The following is a 21420-nucleotide window of genomic DNA, read 5'->3' as shown; positions in this document are numbered from 1 at the left end:
GGCCTCATCCGCCCAATGCCGCCTGAAGACCCGAGAGCAGCTGGGAGAGCGGATCAGCGTCACCGCCGAACGATGCCTGCGTCGCGGGCGCCGTGATTTCGGCGGGGTCGAAGCCGTTCACCGGATCCACGGTGATAGGCGCTGTCACGGGATCGTCGTGGCGCGAGTAGCCGGCGTCGACCATCGGTTTGAGCACCGCATCGAGTTCGATGAGGGTCTCTTTCGGCACGCCGAGATACTTCAACGGCAGCACCATCGGAAGGTGCTCCTGCGGGATCAGATACGTCGTGGTCTTGCCGCCGCGAGAGTTGAATTCGGTCCTGGTGTTCCGCGCCGGCACCATGCTCGGGTCGGTGAACGCCACCGCGGTGTGGCCGGTGGCCAGTCCCGCCATGGAGTTGATCAGCGACAACCAGTTGTCCGGTCGGTCCGGCCAGTCGGCGATGGCGTCGTAGGGCGCGATGAACTGGTAGGTGTCGTACTGGCTCTCCACCGGGGGCGGGATGCGGTAGTCCAGCGAGGGGACCACCGAGCCCACCGGGAAGACCTGGGTCAGGAAGCTCTCGCCGAACGGGTGCCTGGCAATCGGGTCACCGAAGGTGGCGAAACTGAGTTGATCCGGTGGCGGGGCGTTGGGGTCCTGAGCGAGGTTGGCTTTGACCGCGTTGAGCACCATGGCGCCCTCCGAGAGCCCCATGGTCGTGCCCGGTCCGCCTTCGCGGATCGCGTTGACCAGGTTGACCTCACCGACGTCGACCGATTCCCCGATGCTGGGTCCGTCGAGTCCGAGGCCCGGGTAGATCTCCTCGCCCCACGCGCCGATGCCGGGGAGGATCCGTTCCAGCGTGTGGCCCTGGACCTGGCCGGCCGGATAGTCGATGTTCTGCCGATTGAGTCCCGGGAACCAATGGGCACCGGTCTGGCGGATGTACTCGTCGTAGGGTATTCCCAGCACCCGGGCGCCACCGAGCGCGTAGGCGTTTCCCGGCGTACCCAGCGCGGGCTTGCGATCACCGGCGGGCCCGGGGTTCGGGGTGAACCCGGCCTCGTCGGCGGTGGCCAACGCGACGCCGAAACATCCGGTGACCGCCAGCGCTATCGCTGCGGTGGTCGACGTGACGAGTCGACGCATTGCCATCTCATGCCCCCTCAACGAGACGTCCGGTTGACTCGACCTTACCCCGAGCTTGCGGTGCCCAACTCTGGCGAACCATGGCACTCACGCGTCCAGCCGGACGAGCTGATCCTGTCGGTAATGCTCGGCGGTGGCGACGCGGCGGATCTTGCCGCTCGTGGTGGTCGGGATCGATCCCGGCGGCACCAGCACGACGTCACCGGCGTTGAGCCCGTGCGCATTCGAGATGGCTGAGGTGACGTCGCTTCTGACCTGGGCCAGCCACGCCGTCGGGTCGTCGATATCGGTGCGCTTCTTCAGCTCGACGACGGTGACCAGCTTCTCGGTGCTGCTCACCGGCACCGAGATCGCGGCGACCCGGCCTCGGGTGATCTCCTGAACGGTCGCCTCGATGTCCTCGGGATAGTAGTTGCGACCGCGGATGATCAACATGTCCTTGATCCGGCCGACGATGAACAGGTCACCGCCCCAGATGAAGCCCAGGTCACCGGTACGCAGCCACGGCCCTTCAGGCGTGCCGGGCGACGGGTCTGCCAGCGTGGCGCCGAAACACTGCTGGTCTTCGGGCGGCCGGCTCCAGTAGCCCGCGGCGACGTTGTCGCCGTGCACCCAGATCTCGCCGACCACATCCGGTGGGCATTCTCGGTTGGAGTCGACATCGACGATCCGCACCACCGGAGCGGTCGGGACCTTGTAGGTGACCAGCGCGGTTCCCGTGCCGGACGGGCACCGCGCGACCCGACCCGCCGACAGTTCGTCGGCGTCGAAGTCGACCGCTGCCGACTCATTCCAGGTGCCGGCGGCCACGAAGACCGTCGCCTCGGCCAGGCCGTATGACGGGCGCAGCATGTCCTCACGGAAATTGAAGTGGGCGAACCGGTCTGCGAAGCGCTCCAGGGTGGCCGGTTCGACACGTTCGGCACCGTTGATGATGCCGAGCACGCCCCCGAGGTCAAGTCCGTCGAGGTCCCGGTCGGAGGTCTTGCGGGCGGCCAGCCCGAAAGCGAAGTTCGGTGCCGCCGAAAACGCGTGCGGATGCTGCGCGAGGTCCCGCACCCACCGGGCCGGGTGTTCCAGAAATGCCACCGGGCTCGACAGCACTCCGCGGTGGCCACTGAGGATCGGAGCGCACACGCCCAGCACCAGACCCATGTCGTGATAGAAGGGCAGCCAGGACACGATCGTGGCTTCGAAGGCCAGATCTGCCGAACGACGCCCAATCAATCCGGCCATCAGTTGCTCAAAGTTCACCTGCAGATTGCGGTGGGAGATCATCACCCCGGTGGGCCGGCGCGTCGAGCCCGAGCTGTACTGCAGGTACGCGGTGCTGGGATACTCCGTCGCCGAAAAATCCACACCTGCCGCAGTATCGGTGTCGAGGTTCAGCACATCGACCTCGAGGATCTTGGGGGCGATGACCATCCGTGACTGATCGACATAGTCGCCGACATCCTCGGCAACCGCGGAGGTCGTCAAGACCAGCGCCGGGTCGGTGTCGTCGAAGACCGCACTCACCCGGTCGAGGCTGGAGCCCCGGTTGGGCAATGGAAGCGGCACCGCAATCAGACCCGCTTGCATCGCCCCCAGAAAGCTGACGATGTAATCCATGCCCTGGGGCGCCAGGATCATCGCCCGGTCGCCGATCGAACCGTGGTTGCGGAATTCGCGTGCTGCATTGAGCGTTCGGCGCGACAGCTGCGACCATGTCACAGACTCGGCCACACCCGTGGGGTCCGCGGAGTATTCGGTGTAGACAAAGGCGACGTCGTCGGGACGCAGGCGGGCGCGCCCGTGCAACATCGACAGGATTGATGACTCGTTCATCGTCATGGCACGTCCACCTTGCTCGACGTGGGGATAACAGCGTCGCTGCGCCTCAAGCAGTCTGTCACTCATGTCCCCGACCGCTCCGTTCCTTGTCGTAGTTTTACATTCATTGCGTCTGCGCGCTCTGCGAGCCGACCGACACCTTTGTCGGTTCAGGTCTGGCTGCCGATGATCGCGACAAGAACTGCGCCGGCCACCAGTTCGCCTTGCCCACCAGTGCCGCTATCGCCGGCACCGTGATGGTGCGAACGACGAAGGTGTCCAGCAAAATCCCGACACCGATCACGAAACCGCCCTGCACCACCAGTCCGATGCTGGAGAACATCAGCCCGGTCATCGATGCGGCAAAGATCAAGCCGGCCGCGGTGATCACGCCGCCGGTCGTGGAAAGCGTGCGAATCACCCCGTAGCGGATGCTGCGCGCACCTTCGTCGCGCAACCGCGACACGAAGAGCATGTTGTAGTCGGCACCCACGGCGACCAGCACCACGAACGCCAAAGGCGGCACGCTCCAATGCAATTGCTGTCCCAGAATCACCTGGAAGACCAGCACGCCGATACCCATCGCGGAGAAGTAGGACATCACGACCGACGCCACGAGGTACAACGGGGCCACGATCGCACGTAACAGCATGATGAGTATCAGCAAGACCACAATGACCGTCACGGTGATGATCAGACGGATGTCCTGCTCGTAGTAATCCCGGGTGTCGCGCAAAGCCACCGGAAATCCGCCGACCGATATGGTTGCGTCGGCCAACATCGTGTTGGGCTTTGCGCTGTCAGCGATCTCGGAGATCGTATTGACCTGATCCATGGCCTCAGCGCTGAACGGGTTCAGCTTGGTCTGCACCAGATAGCGCGCCGTTCGACCGTCCGGGGAAATGAATGTGCTGGTGGCCTGGCGGAAATCGGCATCGCTGAGCGCTTCTACGGGAATGTTGAAGCCCGCCATCGCCGGGCTGTCGGCCTGATTGCGCATCGTCAACAGAAAACGCGCCGCCTCGTTCAACCCCGACGCCATCACTCTGATCTGGGCGACCATCTCGTCGACACCCCCGGCGATCTCCCGGCTCCCCCCAGCGAGTTGGTCGGCTCCTTGCCGAAGCTCGGTCAATGCGCCCTGAGCGCCACGGGGCCGGTTCAGTCCCAATTCCTCAGAGAGCTTGACCAGACTGGTCAGAGTGCCATTGAGGCTGGCGGCTGTTTCGTTGAGCGACTGGCGCTGACCGACTCCTTGCAGCTGACGGGCCGCCTGATTGATCTGGTCGAGGTTGCCATCACCACGATTGGCCAGCAGCTGCTGGAACTGCGCGCGGGTGGCACTGCAGGACGGATTCGCGTTGCAGACGGCGTTGCCGTCCAGCGCCTGTGTGACCGGGCCGATCCAGGCGAACAAATCCTGTACCGCAGAAAATCTCAGGCCCATGGCATTGCCGAGTTCGTTGACGCTCTGCACCAGCTTGGCAGCTGCCTCGACGTCGCGGACCAACTGCTGGCCGCCATACTGCGATTGCACAGAAGAGAATGTGTCGAGCACCGCTTGCAGGCCCGGGATGATCCTGTTGAGCTGCGCGCGGACCTCGGCGAGGCTGTCGGCGAGTTCTTCGGCCCCCGCGGCGAGCCGATCGAGATCTCCGAAGCGCTCGGTGATCTGCGCGGAGCCGTCGGCCAGCCGCTCTCCGACGATGCCGGCCTGAAACGTCGCCCGCAGCTCAGGAGGCACTTCGCCCAACGGCCGGGTGACGCCACTGACCAGCTCGATATCCGGCAGCTGCGCGATGCGTGAGGCCATCTGCTCCATGTCGGCCATTGCCCGTGGATTGCGCAGGTCGTTGGGTGACTGGACGACGATGTATTCGGGAATGGACTGGTTGATCGGGAAGTGATTCTCCAGTGCGGCGTACCCCACCGAACTCGGCGCCGACGGCGAGACGACCTTACGGTCGTCGTAGTTATAGGTGGCGAACGCCGAAAAGCTGGCCAGTACGCCCAGCACCAGCACGCTGGCCACCAGGTGTATCACCGGTCGGCGCACGATGCGAATGCCTGAACGACGCCAGAGCCGGGCGGTCACCTCGCGCCTGGGCTTGATCCAGCCGCGCGGTCCGGCCAGGACCAGGATCGCCGGGAGCAGCGTCACCGCGGCGATGAAGGCCACCCCGATGCCGATCGCCGACACCACCCCGACGGTTCTGAAGACCCCCATCTGGGCGAAGCTCATCATGATGAAGGTGATGCCCACCATGCTGGCAGAGGCGATGATGACCTTCCCGATCGCCGGCATCGCCACCTTCACCGCCTCGGTGTAGTCCAAGCCGGCGCGCAGACAGTCGTGGTATCGGCTGATCAGGAACACCGCATAATCTGTCCCGGCGCCGGCCATGATGGCGCTGAGGAACACCACCGACTGGTTGGAGACCCCCGCGCCGGTCAGCAGCGAGTATCCGGCCGCCAGCGCTTGAGCGATCAGCAGCGAGGTTCCGATCGTGACCAGCGGCAACATCATCGTGATCGGATTTCGGTACACGATCAGTAACACGGTCAGGACCATCACCGCGATGGCGAGTTCGATCGGCAGTCGATCCTGCTCACCGGCGACGGTCAGGTCCGCGACGGTGGCGGCCGGACCGGTGACGTGCACCTCCAGCGGACCGTCCGCAGCAGTGTCGGGGACGTTGTGCCGGATGATGTCGGCCACCCGGGTGAAGGATTCATAGCCCCGCGGGGTGCCCAGCTCCCCTTCCAAGCTGACCGGCAACACCCAGGTGGTGTTGTCTTCGCTGGTCAAGAAGTCCCGCAGTTGCGGTGTGGTGTAGAAATCCTGCACCGCCACCACATCGAGGTCATCCGCGCGCAGCGCGTCGACCAGCTTGCGGTAGGACTGCTCGTCGGCAGAGGTGAGCCCGGTTTCGTCGATGAACGCCACGACCAGCAGGTTGTCCGAAGCCGGCTCCTCGAAGGCCTCGGCCATCATCCTGGCGGTGACGTTCGACGGTGCGTCGGACGGCAGGATCACCAGCGGGTTGCGGGCTGCCATCTCGCCCAGCGACGGCAGGCTCAAGGGCAGCGCGACGGCCAACGCCATCCACACCCCGATCACGGCCCACGGCCACCGCACTACGAAATCGGCAAGCCGCCGCATACCACCCTCACCATCGCCCGGAAGAAGTCACCACGGGGACCCCCACTGTGATTTGCTCCACGCTACGCGACGCGACCCCAGTTGCCGCGGTCAGCAACTCTGGTGCACACCGAGCTCATCGCCTCCATGTAGCGGTTGGCCGACTTCAACGCAATTGGGTTGTCGGGGTGCATGATCGCCATCTGAGTGCCCTCGTGGTAACGGAAGATGTAAATGGTCAATTGATAAGAGAACCGGCCGTCCGGGAAGATTCCGATGTTCTCGGCCAGGCCCAACTCGGTGGCCGCGAGGATGGCGTTCATCGGTGCCGCGGCACCGTGGAAGAAGTTCGACACCGGAAAATTCGGTCGCGGCCAGTTCAGGTCCGGCGCCAATTCCAAGACGCGGTAGTAGGGCACACGAGCCATGTCCAAGCTCGAGTCGAAACAGGATTGTGCGGCCCACGCGGCCTCGTTGAACGATGTCGCAGCTACCGGGACGGTGATCGGGATCAGGCCGGTGAACCAGCCCTGGGTCATGAAGTTGTCACCGGCGGTGCGGGAGTCTCGCGGCGTGAGCCCGTAGTAGGTGAGCGCCCCGGTGAACTCGTGCTCGACCAGACCCAGACAGGCGAACAGCCCGCCGACGAACCGGGCACCCGCTGCCGAGCAGGCCGACTCGAACCGCTCGGTCTGTGCCGGGTCCATCAGCATCGCCGCGCTCATCACACTGCGTGTCGACTCGTTCGGATCCCCAAGCGGCAGAGGGAATTCCGGAAACCCACCGTTGTTGTTCTCGGCGAAGTCCAGCCAGGCGCGGACGCCCGGGGAATCCAGCGTCAGCGCGGCGGCGTGCTCGCGTTCCCGGACGCAGAAGTCGTCGAAGCTGCCGGCGGCGGGCAACTCCAGTGCCTCGCCACTGGTGGTCAACGCCGAGTACATGCCGTTGGCTTCCATCATCGTCGTGCCGATCAGCGTCGCGTCACCGTGCACGTGATCCATCGCGGCAAAGAAGCTGAAGTATCCGTCGCCCTGCACGACGCCGAAGGTGAAGCATCCCCATTCCATCGGGCTGGGGATGTTGGTCACGTGTTCGCGAATCTGCTCGACGGTCATCTCGCCGTGGTCGACCGGCACGAACTCGATGTCGGCGGGGTCCTCGATGGAATGTCGGATGAACTCTCCGTCGGCCCCCTGCCGAAACCAGCTGCGGAAGGTGTCGTGGCGCCGGATGTAGCTATTAAGTGCCTCGTTCATCGCGTCGATATCGCATGTTCCAGCAACCTCACAGCTACCGATGATCTGACGTGAGAAGTTCAGACCGGCGGCCTCGCGGTCGCAGTAGTTACGCAGATGCTGACCTTGCATGTAGCTAACCGGAACGTTGCTCACCGGCGCCCGGCTCGCCTTTTCCTGGGCGGCCGAAGTCGGATGCCACGACGTGACCGTGCCCGGACGCAGAGTCCATTCATCAAGTGCGCCAACAGTTATCTTGCCTATGCGCATGTTCTAATCCCTCCGTTTGAGGCCGATCTGCGGCCTGGCCAATCTCGTGGCGGCATCAAACTACCGGAGAGCCCGCGGGCTGGTCCGGCTGAGACTGGACGCAATATTCGGAGACCTCGCACCCCTCGGCCGGTTCTGCAATAGTGTGCCGCGGGTCGATTTCAGCTAAGACTCCGGTAACAGTTGTATTTACGAGACGGTAAGTTACGCTTACCGCCTCAGATGGTATCTTACTGCCGAGTAGGGAGGGGGGGCTACGGTCATGTCCACGACCGAGCACCAGAACGCACCAGGCCAGCGATTCGCCATCGTCGGTTACGCCGCCCAGTTGCCCGGCGCACCCGACGCGGACCGGTTCTGGCGCATGCTTCGCGACGGGCGCGACGCGATTTCGGAGGTGCCCAAGAACCGCTGGGATGTCGACGACTTCTTCGATCCCGACCCCGGCACGGCCGGCAAGATCGTGACTCGCCGCGCCGGATTCGTCGAGGATCCAACAGGATTCGATGCCCCGTTCTTCGGGATGTCCGCGCGCGAGGTCCGGTTGATGGATCCGCAGCACCGACTGCTGCTGGAGACCGCGTGGCGTGCCGTGGAACATTCGGGTACCGCCCCGTCGGCACTGGCCAACACCAATACCGGCGTCTTCGTCGGTTTGGCCACTCATGACTACCTCGGGATGGCGTCCGGGGAATTGGACTATCACGAAATCGAGGCCTACCTGGCCATCGGTACCTCCAACGCGGCAGCGGCCGGCCGGATCAGTTATCGGCTCGGCCTGCAGGGTCCGTCGGTCGCGGTCGACACCGCGTGCAGCTCGTCGCTGGTGGCCATCCACCAGGCATGCCAGGCGCTGCAGCTCGGTGAATGCGACCTTGCCCTGGCCGGCGGCGCGAACGTTCTGCTGACTCCGGCGACCATGATCACCTTCTCCAACGCGCACATGCTCGCACCGGACGGGCGCTGCAAAACCTTCGATGCGGCCGCCGACGGTTATGTCCGCGGTGAGGGTTGCGGCGTGATCGTCATCAAGAGACTCGAAGACGCCCAGCGCGACGGCGACCACATCCGCGCGGTGATCCGGGGCAGCGCAATCAATCAGGACGGTGCATCCGGTGGCTTGACCGTGCCCAATGGTGTTGCCCAGCAAAGGGTTATCACCGATGCGCTCAACCGCGCCGGCCTGGCGCCGAGCGAGGTGGGATACCTCGAAGCCCACGGCACCGGTACGTCACTGGGTGACCCCATCGAGGCCCAGGCCGCCGGTGCGGCCTTCGGAGTGGGGCGTGACCCCGAGCAGCCGCTGTTGATCGGCTCGGTCAAGACCAACATCGGGCACCTGGAAGCGGCCGCCGGTATCGCCGGCGTCATCAAGGTCGTCCTCGCCCTCGAAAACAGTTTGCTGCCCAAGCACTTGCACTTCGAAAATCCTTCGCCCCACATTCCCTGGGACCGACTGCCGGTGCAGGTCGTCAAGGAACCCATGGCGTGGGAGCGCAACGGCCGGCCCCGCATCGCCGGCGTCAGCTCGTTCGGCTTTGCCGGCACGAACGCCCACGTCATCCTCGAAGAGGCGCCCGAACAGCCACATCTGACCTCGGTTGCCGCCGCCGACGAACCCGCCGACGAGCGCTTCAGCATCGTGCCGCTGTCGGCCCGGACGCCGTCAGCCCTGGTTCGGATCGCCGAGCAGTACCGCCAGTGGTGGGAACAGCACCCGGAGGCCGGGTTGGCCGATGTCAGCTTCACCGCCGGAACCGCGCGGGCGCATCTGGAGCACCGCGCCGCGCTGGTGGTCAACTCCCGAGACAACGCACTGGAGCTTCTCGGGGCGCTGGCCGAGGACCGGCCCGCCCCCGGCCTGGTCCGTGGAGAATCCCACGACACCCCGAAGACTGCCTGGCTGTTCACCGGCCAGGGCAGCCAGTACCCCGGCATGGCCCGGGAGCTCTACCAGACCGAGCCGGTATTCGCGCAAACCGTGGACCGATGCGCCGCGGCCGTTGGCGACATGCTCGACCAGCCTTTGCTCAGTGTGATTTTCGACGACGAGGGCCCCGACAGTGAGGAGCGGTTGCGGCAGACCTCGTATGCGCAGCCCGCACTGTTCGCCGTCGAGATGGGCCTGGCCCGCTTGTGGCAGTCCTGGGGCTTCGAACCCGACATCGTTCTCGGACACAGCGTCGGCCAGTACGCCGCCGCCTGTGTTGCCGGCGTGTTCAGCCTCGAAGATGGCGCCCGGCTGATGGCCGAGCGTGGACGGCTCTTCGGCAGCCTGCCCGCCGGCGGCCGGATGGTCGCGGTGTTCGCTGCCGCCGATCGGGTGGAAAGACTGACCGATGAGTTCCCGAACCTGTCGGTCGCGGCGTACAACGGCGCCAACACCGTGCTTTCCGGCCCGGCTGCCGACCTCGAAGCCGCCGTGGCCCCGCTGGAGCGCGACGGAGTCCGGTGTGACTGGCTGGAGACCAGCCACGCGTTCCATTCCGCGCTGCTCGACCCGATCCTCGACGAGTTCGAGGCCTTTGCGCAGAGCTTCAGCTATCAGACCCCGCAGCGCCTGCTGATCGACAACCGCACCGGCGCGGCACTGGGTCGCAGTGTCACCATCGACGGGGTCTACTGGCGTCGTCATGCGCGCCAACCGGTCGAGTTCGCCAAGAGCGTGCGCACCCTGGCGGATCTGAACTGCCGGGTGCTGGTCGAGATCGGTCCGCGGCCGATCCTCACCGCCGCTGCGCTGAGCGCCTGGCCCGATCAGTCGACCACGCCCCGCGCCATCGCCTCGATGCGGCGCACCACCGCCGATCATCGGCAGATCACCGAAGCGGTCGCCGACGCCTACGTGCTGGGCCACCTGCCCGACTTCGCCGCTTCCGGGCGCCCGTCGGCACGCAAGGTGGACCTGCCGACCTACCCCTTCGAGCATCGCGAGTACTGGTTCTGGGACAACCGCGCCGACGCGCGCCGGCCCAGCCACCACCGCAAGGGTTCGGCACAGACGCAGTCCATGCGGCTACTCGAAGATGGACGCGTCGAGGAACTGGCCGCACTGCTGGACGGTGCCGACACCGACCCGCAAACCCTGCGGGTGTTGACCAGGCTCGCCCAGCAGCACAACCAGCAGCGCAGCACCCAGTCGATCGCCGACGACCGCTACGAGATCCGATGGGATACCGCAGCCCCGACGCCGGCCGGGACTGCCGACGTGGCCTCGCTGTGGATCCTGGTCGGTGAGCAGGACGGTGCCGTCAGGTCGCTGGCCGAGGCCCTCGACGCGCGCGGCCTGCAGCATCGGAGTGTCTCGCTGCCGGCATCCGACGACGAAGCCGAGCGACTTGTCGAGACGCTGCGTTCAGCGGCCGCCGAGAATGCCTCCCTGCGCATCGTGGGTGTCGGCGCGGTGGACTCCGCGGCGCAGGACGCGCCCGCGGCGCAGGCCGTGCAGCAGATGCAGGACCGGATCATGGGCGGGACGCGCCGGCTTTTCCGCGCCGCCAACAGCGCCGGGCTGCGCAGCCCCGTCTGGCTGGTGACGCGCGGCGCCCAGCGGGTCACCGAGTCCGACTCGGTGTTCCCAGATCAGGCCTGCCTGTGGGGATTCGGCCGCGCGGCGGCCCTGGAAATGCCCCACCTGTGGGGCGGGCTGGCCGACCTGCCGGCCAGCGGTGCACTCGCAGCCGAGGACTGGTCGTCGCTGATCGACGCGATCGCGGTCGCCCGCGATGCAGTTGGCCGGGAGGACCAGATCGCACTGCGCGGTCAGACGGCTTATGTCCCACGCCTGGTGCGGCGCACCGAACTGCCCACCGGCGCTTCGCTGCCGATCCGCGAGGACGCGAGCTACCTCGTCACCGGTGGCCTGGGCGCCATCGGACTCGAGATCGCCGGACACTTGGCCGCACAGGGTGCCAAGCACCTGATGCTGACCAGTCGGCGGGCACCCACCGAGGCCACCCAGGCACGGATCGACGAGCTGGGCCGGCAGCACGGTTGCGAGTTCCGGGTCGTCACCGCTGATGTCTCCGACGCCCAGGACGTGGCACGGCTGCTGGGGTTGGCGGGGACCGAATTGCCGGCACTGCGCGGCGTCGTGCACGCAGCCGGGGAGATCAGCACCACCGCGCTGGCCGACCTCGACGACGCCGAAGTTGCCCGCGTCTTCGCCGGAAAGGTCTGGGGTGCATGGCATCTGAGTGAGGCTGTGGCCGACCGCGAACTCGATTTCTTCATCAGCACCTCTTCGATCGCCTCGGTGTGGGGCGGCTTCGGCCAGACCACCTACGGCGCGGCCAACGCCTTCCTCGATGCTCTTGCCTGGCGACTGCGCGAACGCGGCATCGCCGGGGTCAGCGTCAATTTCGGGCCGTGGTCAGCGGGTATGGCAGACGCCGAGTCCCGCGCCAAGCTGGAACAACGCGGCATCAAGACCCTCTCACCGATCCACGCTCTGGCCGGTCTGGCCGACGTGGTGGCCACAGCGTCGGCACCGGGATCGGCCCAGGGCATGGTGGCCCGGGTCGACTGGACGCGATTCCTGCCGTTGTACCAGCAGGCTGGGCGACGGCCCATCTTCTCGGAGATGCAACGCGAGCTTCCCGACGTCAGCGCGGTGGCCGGAGCCGTTCTCACTGCTTCGGGCAAGACCGAGCTCGTCGAGAAGCTCACCAATGCCCCAGTGCAACAACGCAAGAAGCTGTTGACCGATTACCTGCGCGAATCGGTCGCCGACATCACACGGGTCGACGCCGCGGAGATCCGCGAAGATACCGGCTTCTTCGACATCGGCATGGATTCGTTGATGGCCGTCGAACTGCGCCGTCGCATCGAACAAGGCGTCGGCCACGAGATTCCGGCCACGCTGGCGATGGACCATCCACGACTCTCCGATGTCGCCGACTACTTGCTCGGCGACGTGCTCGGACTCAGCGAAGCCGCATCTCGGCCGGCCCAGACGGTGCTGTCCGCGCGCACCGACGAGCCGGTCGCGATCATCGCGGTGTCATGCCGGTTCCCGGGTGCTCCGAACCCAGAAGCGTTCTGGGACCTGCTCTCCGAAGGGCTCAATGCGATCGGGGAAGTCCCCGAGGACCGCTTCGACATCGAAGAGTTCTTCGACTCCGACCCCGATGTGCCCGGCAAGACCTACACCCGATTCGGCGGATTCCTGGACGGTATCGACGGATTCGACCCTGAGTTCTTCGGCATCTCTCCGCGCGAGGCGGTCTGGATCGAGCCCCAGCAGCGATTGGTGCTCGAAACCGTCTGGGAAGCACTGGAACGCGCCGGGTGTTCGCCGGCGGCACTGCGCGGCAGCCGGACCGGAATCTTTACCGGTGTGGCCGCCAATGAGTACGCGCACCTGCTGTCGGCCGAACCGATCGAGAAGATCGAACCGCACTTCATCACCGGCAACGCGCTCAACGCGATTTCCGGACGAGTGGCGTTCGCCCTCGGATTCGAGGGACCGGCGGTGGCGGTCGACACCGCCTGCAGCTCGTCGCTGGTGGCCGTGCACCAAGCCTGTCAGGCGCTGCATTCCGGTGACTGCGACCTGGCCGTGGCCGGTGGGGTGAACGTGTTGCTCAGCCCGGTCACCGTCGTCGCCGCCTCTCGGGCCCGGATGCTCTCGCCGGTCGGACAGTGCAAGACCTTCGACGCCTCCGCCGACGGCTACGTGCGCAGCGAAGGCTGCGGCATGCTGGTGCTCAAGCGGCTCAGTGACGCCCAACGAGACGGGGATCGCATTTGCGCGGTCATTCCCGGCACCGCGGTGAACCAGGATGGCGCCTCCAGCGGTCTGACGGTCCCCAACGGCGGTGCCCAGCAACGGCTCATCGGAAACGCGTTGGCCCGTGCCGGGCTGACCGGCGCCGATGTCGACTACCTCGAGGCGCACGGCACCGGCACCCCGCTCGGTGATCCGATCGAGGTCCAGGCCGCCGCCGCCGCGTACGGCGACTCGCGAGGCGCGGACCGTCCGCTGCTGATGGGGTCGGTGAAATCGAACATCGGTCATACCGAGTCAGCCTCGGGCGCAGCGGGTTTGATCAAGGTCGTGCTGTCGCTGCAGCATGAGATGCTGCCGCAGAGCCTGCACTTCGAGAACCCCTCACCGCACATCCCGTGGGATACCCTGCCGGTGCAGGTCGTGGACAAGCCGACACCGTGGCAGCCCAACGGCCGGCCGCGGCGTGCCGGTGTCAGCTCGTTCGGGTTCACCGGGACAAACGCCCACGTGCTGATCGAGGAGGCACCGGCCGGGCCTGTGGTCGGCGACGACCCGCAGACGCCGGACGAGGACGCCGCGGCAGCGGCCGTTCAACCCGAAGCCCCGGACAACCCGATCAACGTGCTCGCGCTCTCGGCCAAGTCACCGGAGGCTCTGATCGAGTTGGCCCAGCGCTATCAGGCGTGGTTGAGCGCCCGTCCGGACGCCGATCTGGCCGACGTGTGCCTGACCGCCGGTACCGGACGCTCGCATTTCGATCACCGGGCGGCGATGGTCGTCGATTCGGTGGACAGTGCGCGCCACGCATTGTCGGATCTGTCCGAGAACCGGTTGCGTCCCGGCGTCGTTCGCGGTGAGCACACCCACCACCCGACGACGGCCTGGTTGTTCACCGGACAGGGCAGCCAGTACCCGGGTATGGCACGCGAACTGTTCGACACCGAACCGGTGTTCGCCGAGACCGTGACCCAGTGCGCCGAAGCGGTAGGCGATATCCTGCCCCGTCCGCTACTGGACGTGCTCTTCGCCACCGACCGTGAGACTGCGGAGCTGTTGCGGCACACCTCGTTTGCCCAGCCCGCGTTGTTCGCCGTCGAGATGGGTCTGGCCCGGCTGTGGCAGTCGTGGGGGATCGTCCCCGATGTGGTGCTCGGCCACAGTGTCGGCCAGTACGCGGCGGCCTGCGTGGCCGGGGTGTTCAGCCTCGAGGATGGCGCCCGGCTGATGGCGCATCGCGGGCGACTGTTCGGCAGTCTTCCCGAGGGTGGACGGATGGTGGCGATCTTCACCGACCCCAAGCAGGTCGAGGTGGTTTCCGCCGAGTTCGGCCGGGTTTCGGTCGGCGCCTACAACGGACCCAACACCGTGCTCTCCGGCCCCGGCGAGGACCTCGAGCAGATCGTCGCGAAGTTCAGCGAAGACGCCATTCGCTGCACCTGGTTGGAAACCAGCCACGCCTTCCATTCGGAACTGCTCGATCCCGTCCTCGACGAGTTCGAGTCGCTGGCAGCACAATTGCAGTTCGCGGCGCCGACGCTGCCGCTGGTGTGCAACCGCACCGGCGCCGTCCTGGCCGGCCAGACCCAGCTCGACGCTGCGTACTGGCGCCGGCACTCCCGTCAGCCGGTGCAGTTCGCCGAAAGCGTGCGCACGGTCGCAGCGCTGGGTTGCTCGGTGCTGATGGAGATCGGTCCGCAGCCGGTGTTGACCGGCGCCGCGGTGCAGGTCTGGCCCGAGCATCTGGCGGCTCCGCGGGCGATCGTGTCGCTGCGAAAAGGTGTTGCCGACCGGCAGCAGATCGCCGACGCACTGGCCGCGGCCTACGTCAGCGGGCATCGACCCGACTTTGCCGCGCTGCACCGCCAGTACCGGCGCCGGGTGGAGTTGCCTACCTACCCGTTCCAGCGTCGTCGCTTCTGGCCCAGGACCACCGGAATCACCATCGACGGTCCCACCCAGTCCGGGCTGTTGGGAGCAGCCAAGGACCTGGCCTCCGGCGACACCATCTACACGAGCAGGTTGTCGGTCAAGACCCAGCCATGGCTGTCTGACCACGTCATCTACGGCACCGTGGTCGTCCCCGGGGCGACCTACGCGGCAATGGCACTGGCGGCCGTCGGCACCCCGGCGCGGGCCAAGGAAGTCTTCTTCTACGAGCCGATCATCCTGCCCGAGAAGACCTCCCGCGAGGTGCAGCTGACGCTGCAGACAGCGCAGACCGACGGAGAGTGGAAGTTCCAGGTGCACAGCCGGCCCTTCGGCGACCGCACCGCCGACTGGGCGCTCAACGCCGAAGGCACGGTGCTGGCCGGGGCGGCCGACGAGGAGTTCACCGTCGAGGAGTCCGAACCGATCGACGACGTGATCGAACGGCTGAACCGTATGCGGCCACAGGAGTTGTTCGACCTGTTCTCCGATATGGAACTGTCCTGGGGACCGAACTGGTCGGGCTCTCTGAAGTCGCTGTGGTTGGGCGAGGGCGAAGCGATCGGCGACCTCCTCGTGGGTGCGGAACTCTCCGAGCACCTCGGCACCGAGCCGATGCACCCGGTGCTGATGGATCTGTGCACCGGCGTCGCGGCCGCCGCCATCCCGGCGGCGTTGGCTGCCGAGCAGGGCATGAACGACCTCTACCTGCCGCTGCGCTACGGGCAGGTCATGCTCAAGGAGAAGATGCCGCGCCGGTTCTACTGCCGCACCAGGTGGCATGCCACCGAGCTCAGCAACGAGACCCAGGCGTTCGACCTCGATTTCCTCGACCGGGACGGTCGCCTGCTCGGCGGCATCCGCGAGTTCACCGTCAAGCGCGCACCCCGCGAAGCTCTGCTGCGCGGCCTCGGTGGCAACGCCACCCGGCTGCTCTACACCCTGGGTTGGCATGAGGTGCCGCTGCCCCCCACCGAGCAGGAAGATGCGGGGCCGCAGGGCACCTGGCTGATCGCCGGCTTCGACGAGCTGGCAAGCACGATCGCCGGCTGTATACCGTTCGATCGGTCCGCCGATTCCGAGCCCCTGGGCCAGGTGCTGGCGCAGGCCCACGAGAAGGGGATGCCCTTCGCCGGGGTGGTCTGGCGAAGCAAGGCCGCAAGCCCGGACGAGTCGAGCGCCGAGCTCGCAGCACGCGTCGAGGCCGAGGTCGCCCACCTGCTCAGCGCGGTGCACACCACGCAGGGTGGGGAGGTGAAACTACCCGGCGGTCTGTGGATCGTCACCGAACGTGCGGTGGCCACCGAATCCGGTGAGCCGGTCGACGCCGCACAAGCCGCGCTGTGGGGGTTCGGGCGCACCACGATCAACGAGGAACCCGCGCTGCGGTGCCGACTGGTCGACAGCGACGGTTCGCCGGAGGCGGTCCGCGCATTGGCCGGGCTGATGGCCGCTCCGGTCGACGAGCCGGAACTGGCGATTCGGCAAGGAAAGCTGCTGGCCTCCCGGCTTCTGCCGTGGGCGCGCAGCGGCAACCTCGCGGTCCCGCGCGGAGGTGACTTCGTGCTGGCACCCACCGAGCGCGGGGCGATCGACAACCTTCGCCTGGTCGAGACCGAAGTGTCGACACCGGCCGAGGGTTACGTGCAGGTCCGGGTGGAGGCCGCTGGGCTGAACTTCCGTGACGTGCTCAACGTGCTGGGTCTCTACCCGGGTGACCCGGGGCCGATCGGCGGTGACTTCGCCGGCGTGGTGACCCAGCTCGGTGACGGTGTGACCGGACTTGAGGTGGGGCAGCGGGTTTACGGCTCCATGCAGGGTGCGTTCGCCACCCGCTTCAACGTGCCCGCCCAGTTCCTGGCACCGATCCCGGACGGGGTGAGCGCGGTGGACGCCGCGACCATCCCCGCTGCGGCGCTGACGGTCCGGCTGGCGTTCGACTGGGCTCAGATCAAGCCGGGCGACAAGGTGCTCATCCACGCGGCAAGCGGTGGGGTGGGGCTGGCGGCCATCCAGATGGCCCAACGGTGCGGCGCCGAGGTGTTCGCCACCGCCAGTACCTTCAAGCGCGCCACCTTGCGCAAGCTGGGCGTCAAGTACGTCTACGACTCGCGCACAACCGATTTCGCGGATCAGATCCTGGCCGACACCGACGGTGCCGGTGTCGACGTGGTGCTCAACTCGCTGACCAGCGAAGGTTTCATCGACGCGACGCTGCGCGCCACCGCCACCCACGGCCGCTTCGCCGAGATCGCCAAGCGCGACATCTGGTCCCCGGAGCAGATGTCGCAGGCCCGGCCCGACATCGCCTACGAGATCGTCGCGCTGGACACCGTGATGTTCACCGAGCCCGACCGCATACGCGACCTGCTCACCGAGGTCTCGCAGGGGTTGGCCGACGGCGAGTGGACACCACTGCCGGCCGAGATCTACCCGGTGACCGAGGCCCGGGCCGCGTTCCGGCGCATGCAGACCGCACGGCACATCGGAAAGATCGTCGTGCAGATCCCCACGGCGCTGCAGCCACGGCCCGACCGGAGTTACCTGATCACCGGCGGCCTGGGCGCGATCGGCCTGCACACGGCGTCCTACCTCGCCCAACTGGGAGCCGGCGACATCGTGCTCACCAGCCGGCGAGCCCCCGACGCCGACGCTCAACGGCAGATCGACGAGATCGTCGAGCGATCGAAGTGCCGCATCCACGTCCGCACCGCCGATGTCGGCGACGAGGCCGCGGTGGCCGCGTTGCTGGATCAGATCCGCGCGGAGCTGCCACCGCTGGCCGGGGTCGTGCACCTGGCCGGTGTGCTCGACGATGCCCTGCTGTCCCAGCAGAGTCTGGACCGGTTCCGGACATCGTTGGCCGCCAAGGCCTACGGCGCTGCGTACCTGGACCGCATGACCAAGGCCGACGATCTCGACTTCTTCATCGTGTCGTCGTCGGTGTCCAGTCTGTTCGGTTCGCCCGGCCAGTCCAACTATGCGACAGCCAACGCGTTCCTCGACGGGTTGGTCGCCGCGCGGCGATCGCAGGGACTGCCGGCCACCGGCATCAACTTCGGTCCCTGGGGTCAAGGCGGGATGGCGTCTTCGGAGGCGGCGACAGCCAACATCAGCGCTCAGGGCCTGATCCCACTGGAGCCGTCGGCGGCGCTGGCGGCGCTGGGCGAGACCGTCGCCCACGGCACCGCTCAAGCCACCATCCTCAAGGCGAACTGGCAGCGCGCAGCCAAGGTGTTGGGCGGTTCCCGGCCGCCGATCCTGGACCTGGTGTTGCCCAACGCTGCCGGCGTGGCCACCGAGGACAGCGAAGTTCTCAAGCAACTGCTGGAAATCCCGGTGCCGCAGCGTGCGGCGTTCGTGACGGAGTTCCTGCAGCGTGAGGTGCAGAACTTCCTGCGGCTGGCTCAGCCGCCGGCAGCCACCAGCCGGTTCCTGGATCTGGGTACCGATTCGCTGATGGCGATCGAGTTGCGTAACCGGTTGCACAGCCAGTTCGGCGGCAAGTTCACCCTCAACGCGACGGCGGTGTTCGATTACCCGACCATCGGCGGGCTTGCCGAGTACCTGGTGGCACAGCTGCCCGACGCCGATGCAGCGGCCGAGCCTGCTGCGCCGGCAGAACACGCCGAGCAGGCAGACCAGCCTGCGCAGGCGACCGACGCCGCCGAGCAGTCGTCACCGAATGGCCACAGCCGGGCCGATCAGGAGGCTGACGCGAGCGGGTAACCTGCCGTCCATGGTGGCCGAGACGTCCAGTACCCGCCCGAAGTCATGGCTGGTGCTGGCCGTCTCGTTCGGCGCTGTCGCCGCGGTGTCGGTCATCGGCGGTCTGGCGGGCGGTAGTTCGGCCGAGGACTACGGCCGTCTCCAGCAGCCGGACTTCGCTCCTCCGTCGTGGGTCTTCGGTCCGGTGTGGACGGTGTTGTACGCGCTGATGGCGATCGCGGCGTGGTTGGTGTGGCGTACCGGCCCGTCCCGGCAGACCCGTCGGGCCCTGACGCTGTACGGCGTGCAGTTGGTGCTCAACGCCGCGTGGACGCCGTTGTTCTTCGGTCTCGGCTGGCGTGGCGTCGCATTCTTCGAACTCAGCGCACTGCTGGTGGTGTTGATCGCCACCGTGATCCTGTTCTGGCAACGCAGCGTACTCGCGGGAGCCCTCTTGCTGCCCTACCTCGCGTGGTCGGGGTTCGCCTTGTGTCTGAATTTCGCAGTGTGGCAATTGAATTGACTCTGACGAAAGGATGGCGATGACGAAGTCGGTTTTCATCACCGGGGCGGCAACCGGGATCGGTCGGGCCACCGCGATGCTGTTCGCGCAACGCGGATACGTCGTCGGCGGCTACGACCTCGACGAGGACGGTCTGCGCGTCCTGGCGGCCGACATCAGCGCCGTGGGCGGCACGCCGGTCGTGGGGCACCTCAACGTCACCGACGCCGACAACGTCGCCCGATGCCTTGCCGATTTCGTCGACGCCGCCGGAGGCCGGCTCGACGTGCTGATCAACAACGCCGGCCTGCTCAACGCCGGAAGGTTCGAGCAGATCGCGCTGGAGGTGCATCACCGCGAGATCGATGTCAACGTCAAGGGAGTGGTCAACGGGCTACACGCGGCCTTCCCGTATCTGCAGAAGACCCGCGACGCGGTGGTGGTGAACCTGGCGTCGGCCTCGGCGATCTACGGCCAGGCGGAGCTGGCCAACTACAGCGCCACCAAGTTCTTCGTGCGGGCGATCACCGAAGCGCTCAACCTGGAATGGGGGCAGTACGGCATCCGGGTCATCGACATGTGGCCGTTGTACGTCAACACCGCAATGACCAAGGACGTCAAGACAGGCACCACCCAGTCGCTCGGAATCCGGCTGACCGCGCAGGACATCGCCGAGGACATCGTGGCCGCCGTCGACGCCACCTGGCCGCGCCGGCTGGTGTCGCAGGTGCATTTCCCGGTCGGCATCCAGGCCAAGGCGCTGGCACTGGGCGCGAGGTTCTCTCCGGCGTGGTTGACCCGACTGGTCAACAAAGGGCTCGCCGGCAGCTAGGTCCAGCGCGTCGCTTCCACCTGCGGCGGCAGCGGCGGGTGCAGCGGCACGTCCAGGCCGTCGTAGATCCCCGGCTTCTGGACCGCCAGCCAACTGATCGCGCCGAGCAGGCGGTTGGCCGCGGTCGTATTGCCGCCGTCGGCGCGGGTGCCGCCCGCCACGTCGGCGCGGGTGGTGATCGTCAGCTGTGGGTCGCCGTCGACGATGACGCGGTGGTCGCCCACCCCTTCGTCGGGCTGAGGCCACTGCGGCGCGCAGGCCGGGTCGATCCGGGTGATGTGCTCGATGATGATCCGCTGTCGGCCGCCGGACCATCCGATCACCCGCAGGAAGAACGCGCCCTGGGTGCCCTTCTCGAACCGGCCCATCACCGTGTCGACGGACTCTTCGAGCGGGAGTCGCTCGACCTCCTCGGTGATCTCGTCGATGTCGAGGCCCAGCCCGCGACCGATGAGGCGGATATTGCCGCCCCACACCATCGTCGGGATGGTCGGCAGCAGCATCATCGGGGTTTCGTCCATCGGGCCGCCGAAACCGCAGGAGACGCGCACCGCGAAGGGTTGGTCATAGGTCGAGTAGTCGAAGATCTCCTGGCAGGTGATGGTGTTGATGCGGGTGCACAACCCGGCCGCGGTGACCGCGAGCGCGTCGTTGGCCCACCCCGGATCGACACCGCTGACCAGCAGCGTCGATCGACCGTGCTCGGCGGCCGCAGTGAGGCGCTCCACCCAGTCCGGTGGTGCCGAGCGCGGGTCGTAGAGCGAGTACAGCGACGGGGTGACGACGTGGACCCCGGCTCGCAGGCATCGTTCGATATCGGTGACCGCATCGTCGGGCCGGATGTCACCGGAGGCCATGTAGGCCACCGCGTCACATCCGGCCAGCACCGCATCGACGTCGGTGGTGGCGGTGATCCCGGTCGGTTCGGCCAGGCCGGCAAGCGTTGCGGCGTCGCGACCGGCCTTGTCCGCCGAAGACGTCACCACAGCGGCCAGCCGTAGGCCCGGGAACGCGGTCAGCGAACGGATCGCAGTGGCGCCCATATTGCCCGTCCCCCAGACCGCCACGCGTAGAGAATCCGCCATCTTGACACCCTATCGAGCTAAACGTGATGATCATCACAAGGGCTC

General features: G+C 66.8%; 8 protein-coding genes. 3 read left to right on the top strand and 5 right to left on the bottom strand.

The genetic code is table 11. The features are described 5' to 3' along the window. Positions 1-4: 4 nt before the first annotated feature. From pe to KXD98_RS01195, 4 genes are all read right to left on the bottom strand, one after another. Positions 5-1132, bottom strand: a complete 1128-nt coding sequence (gene pe, locus KXD98_RS01210) for an acyltransferase PE (RefSeq protein WP_260765479.1) — start codon at positions 1130-1132, stop codon at positions 5-7. Between the two features lie 87 nt (positions 1133-1219). Beyond that, positions 1220-2959, bottom strand: a complete 1740-nt coding sequence (locus tag KXD98_RS01205) for an AMP-binding protein (protein WP_260765478.1) — start codon at positions 2957-2959, stop codon at positions 1220-1222. Positions 2960-3068: 109 nt separating this feature from the next. After that, entirely contained in the window at positions 3069-6107 is a 3039-nt protein-coding gene (locus tag KXD98_RS01200) for an RND family transporter (protein ID WP_260761493.1), read from the bottom strand. Positions 6108-6169: 62 nt separating this feature from the next. Next, entirely contained in the window at positions 6170-7591 is a 1422-nt protein-coding gene (locus tag KXD98_RS01195; protein ID WP_260761492.1) for a condensation domain-containing protein, read from the bottom strand. A 262-nt stretch (positions 7592-7853) separates the two neighbouring features. Here KXD98_RS01195 and KXD98_RS01190 point away from each other — a divergent pair, with 262 nt between their 5' ends. The 3 genes from KXD98_RS01190 to KXD98_RS01180 are packed head-to-tail and all read left to right on the top strand — an operon-like array spanning position 7854 to position 20290. Beyond that, the gene (locus KXD98_RS01190; RefSeq protein WP_260761491.1) at positions 7854-18977 is read left to right on the top strand and encodes a type I polyketide synthase; all 11124 of its coding nucleotides are present in this window, start codon (positions 7854-7856) and stop codon (positions 18975-18977) included. A 10-nt stretch (positions 18978-18987) separates the two neighbouring features. Beyond that, positions 18988-19479 carry a TspO/MBR family protein gene (locus tag KXD98_RS01185; RefSeq protein ID WP_260761490.1) on the top strand — a complete coding sequence of 164 codons (492 nt, stop codon included), beginning with the start codon at positions 18988-18990 and terminating at the stop codon, positions 19477-19479. A 19-nt stretch (positions 19480-19498) separates the two neighbouring features. Beyond that, entirely contained in the window at positions 19499-20290 is a 792-nt protein-coding gene (locus KXD98_RS01180; protein ID WP_260761489.1) for an SDR family oxidoreductase, read from the top strand. On the opposite strand, the gene KXD98_RS01175 is transcribed toward KXD98_RS01180, so the two are convergent. Further along, complete coding sequence (locus KXD98_RS01175) at positions 20287-21375, bottom strand: dihydrodipicolinate reductase (protein WP_260761488.1); 1089 nt, start codon at positions 21373-21375, stop codon at positions 20287-20289. The genes KXD98_RS01180 and KXD98_RS01175 overlap by 4 nt on opposite strands. Positions 21376-21420: the final 45 nt, after the last annotated feature.

It is taken from the genome of Mycobacterium sp. SMC-4, from assembly GCF_025263265.1.
In the GTDB taxonomy this organism is placed as follows: Bacteria; Actinomycetota; Actinomycetes; order Mycobacteriales; family Mycobacteriaceae; genus Mycobacterium.
Note: the sequence above shows the minus strand (reverse complement) of the source record. Positions and strands in the feature narration are given on the sequence as shown.

Coding starts and splice junctions, on each gene's coding strand:
- pe (WP_260765479.1), bottom strand. CDS start 1,132: ATGCGTCGACTCGTCACGTCGACCACCGCAGCGATAGCGCTGGCGGTC.
- KXD98_RS01205 (WP_260765478.1), bottom strand. CDS start 2,959: ATGAACGAGTCATCAATCCTGTCGATGTTGCACGGGCGCGCCCGCCTG.
- KXD98_RS01200 (WP_260761493.1), bottom strand. CDS start 6,107: ATGCGGCGGCTTGCCGATTTCGTAGTGCGGTGGCCGTGGGCCGTGATC.
- KXD98_RS01195 (WP_260761492.1), bottom strand. CDS start 7,591: ATGCGCATAGGCAAGATAACTGTTGGCGCACTTGATGAATGGACTCTG.
- KXD98_RS01190 (WP_260761491.1), top strand. CDS start 7,854: ATGTCCACGACCGAGCACCAGAACGCACCAGGCCAGCGATTCGCCATC.
- KXD98_RS01185 (WP_260761490.1), top strand. CDS start 18,988: ATGGTGGCCGAGACGTCCAGTACCCGCCCGAAGTCATGGCTGGTGCTG.
- KXD98_RS01180 (WP_260761489.1), top strand. CDS start 19,499: ATGACGAAGTCGGTTTTCATCACCGGGGCGGCAACCGGGATCGGTCGG.
- KXD98_RS01175 (WP_260761488.1), bottom strand. CDS start 21,375: ATGGCGGATTCTCTACGCGTGGCGGTCTGGGGGACGGGCAATATGGGC.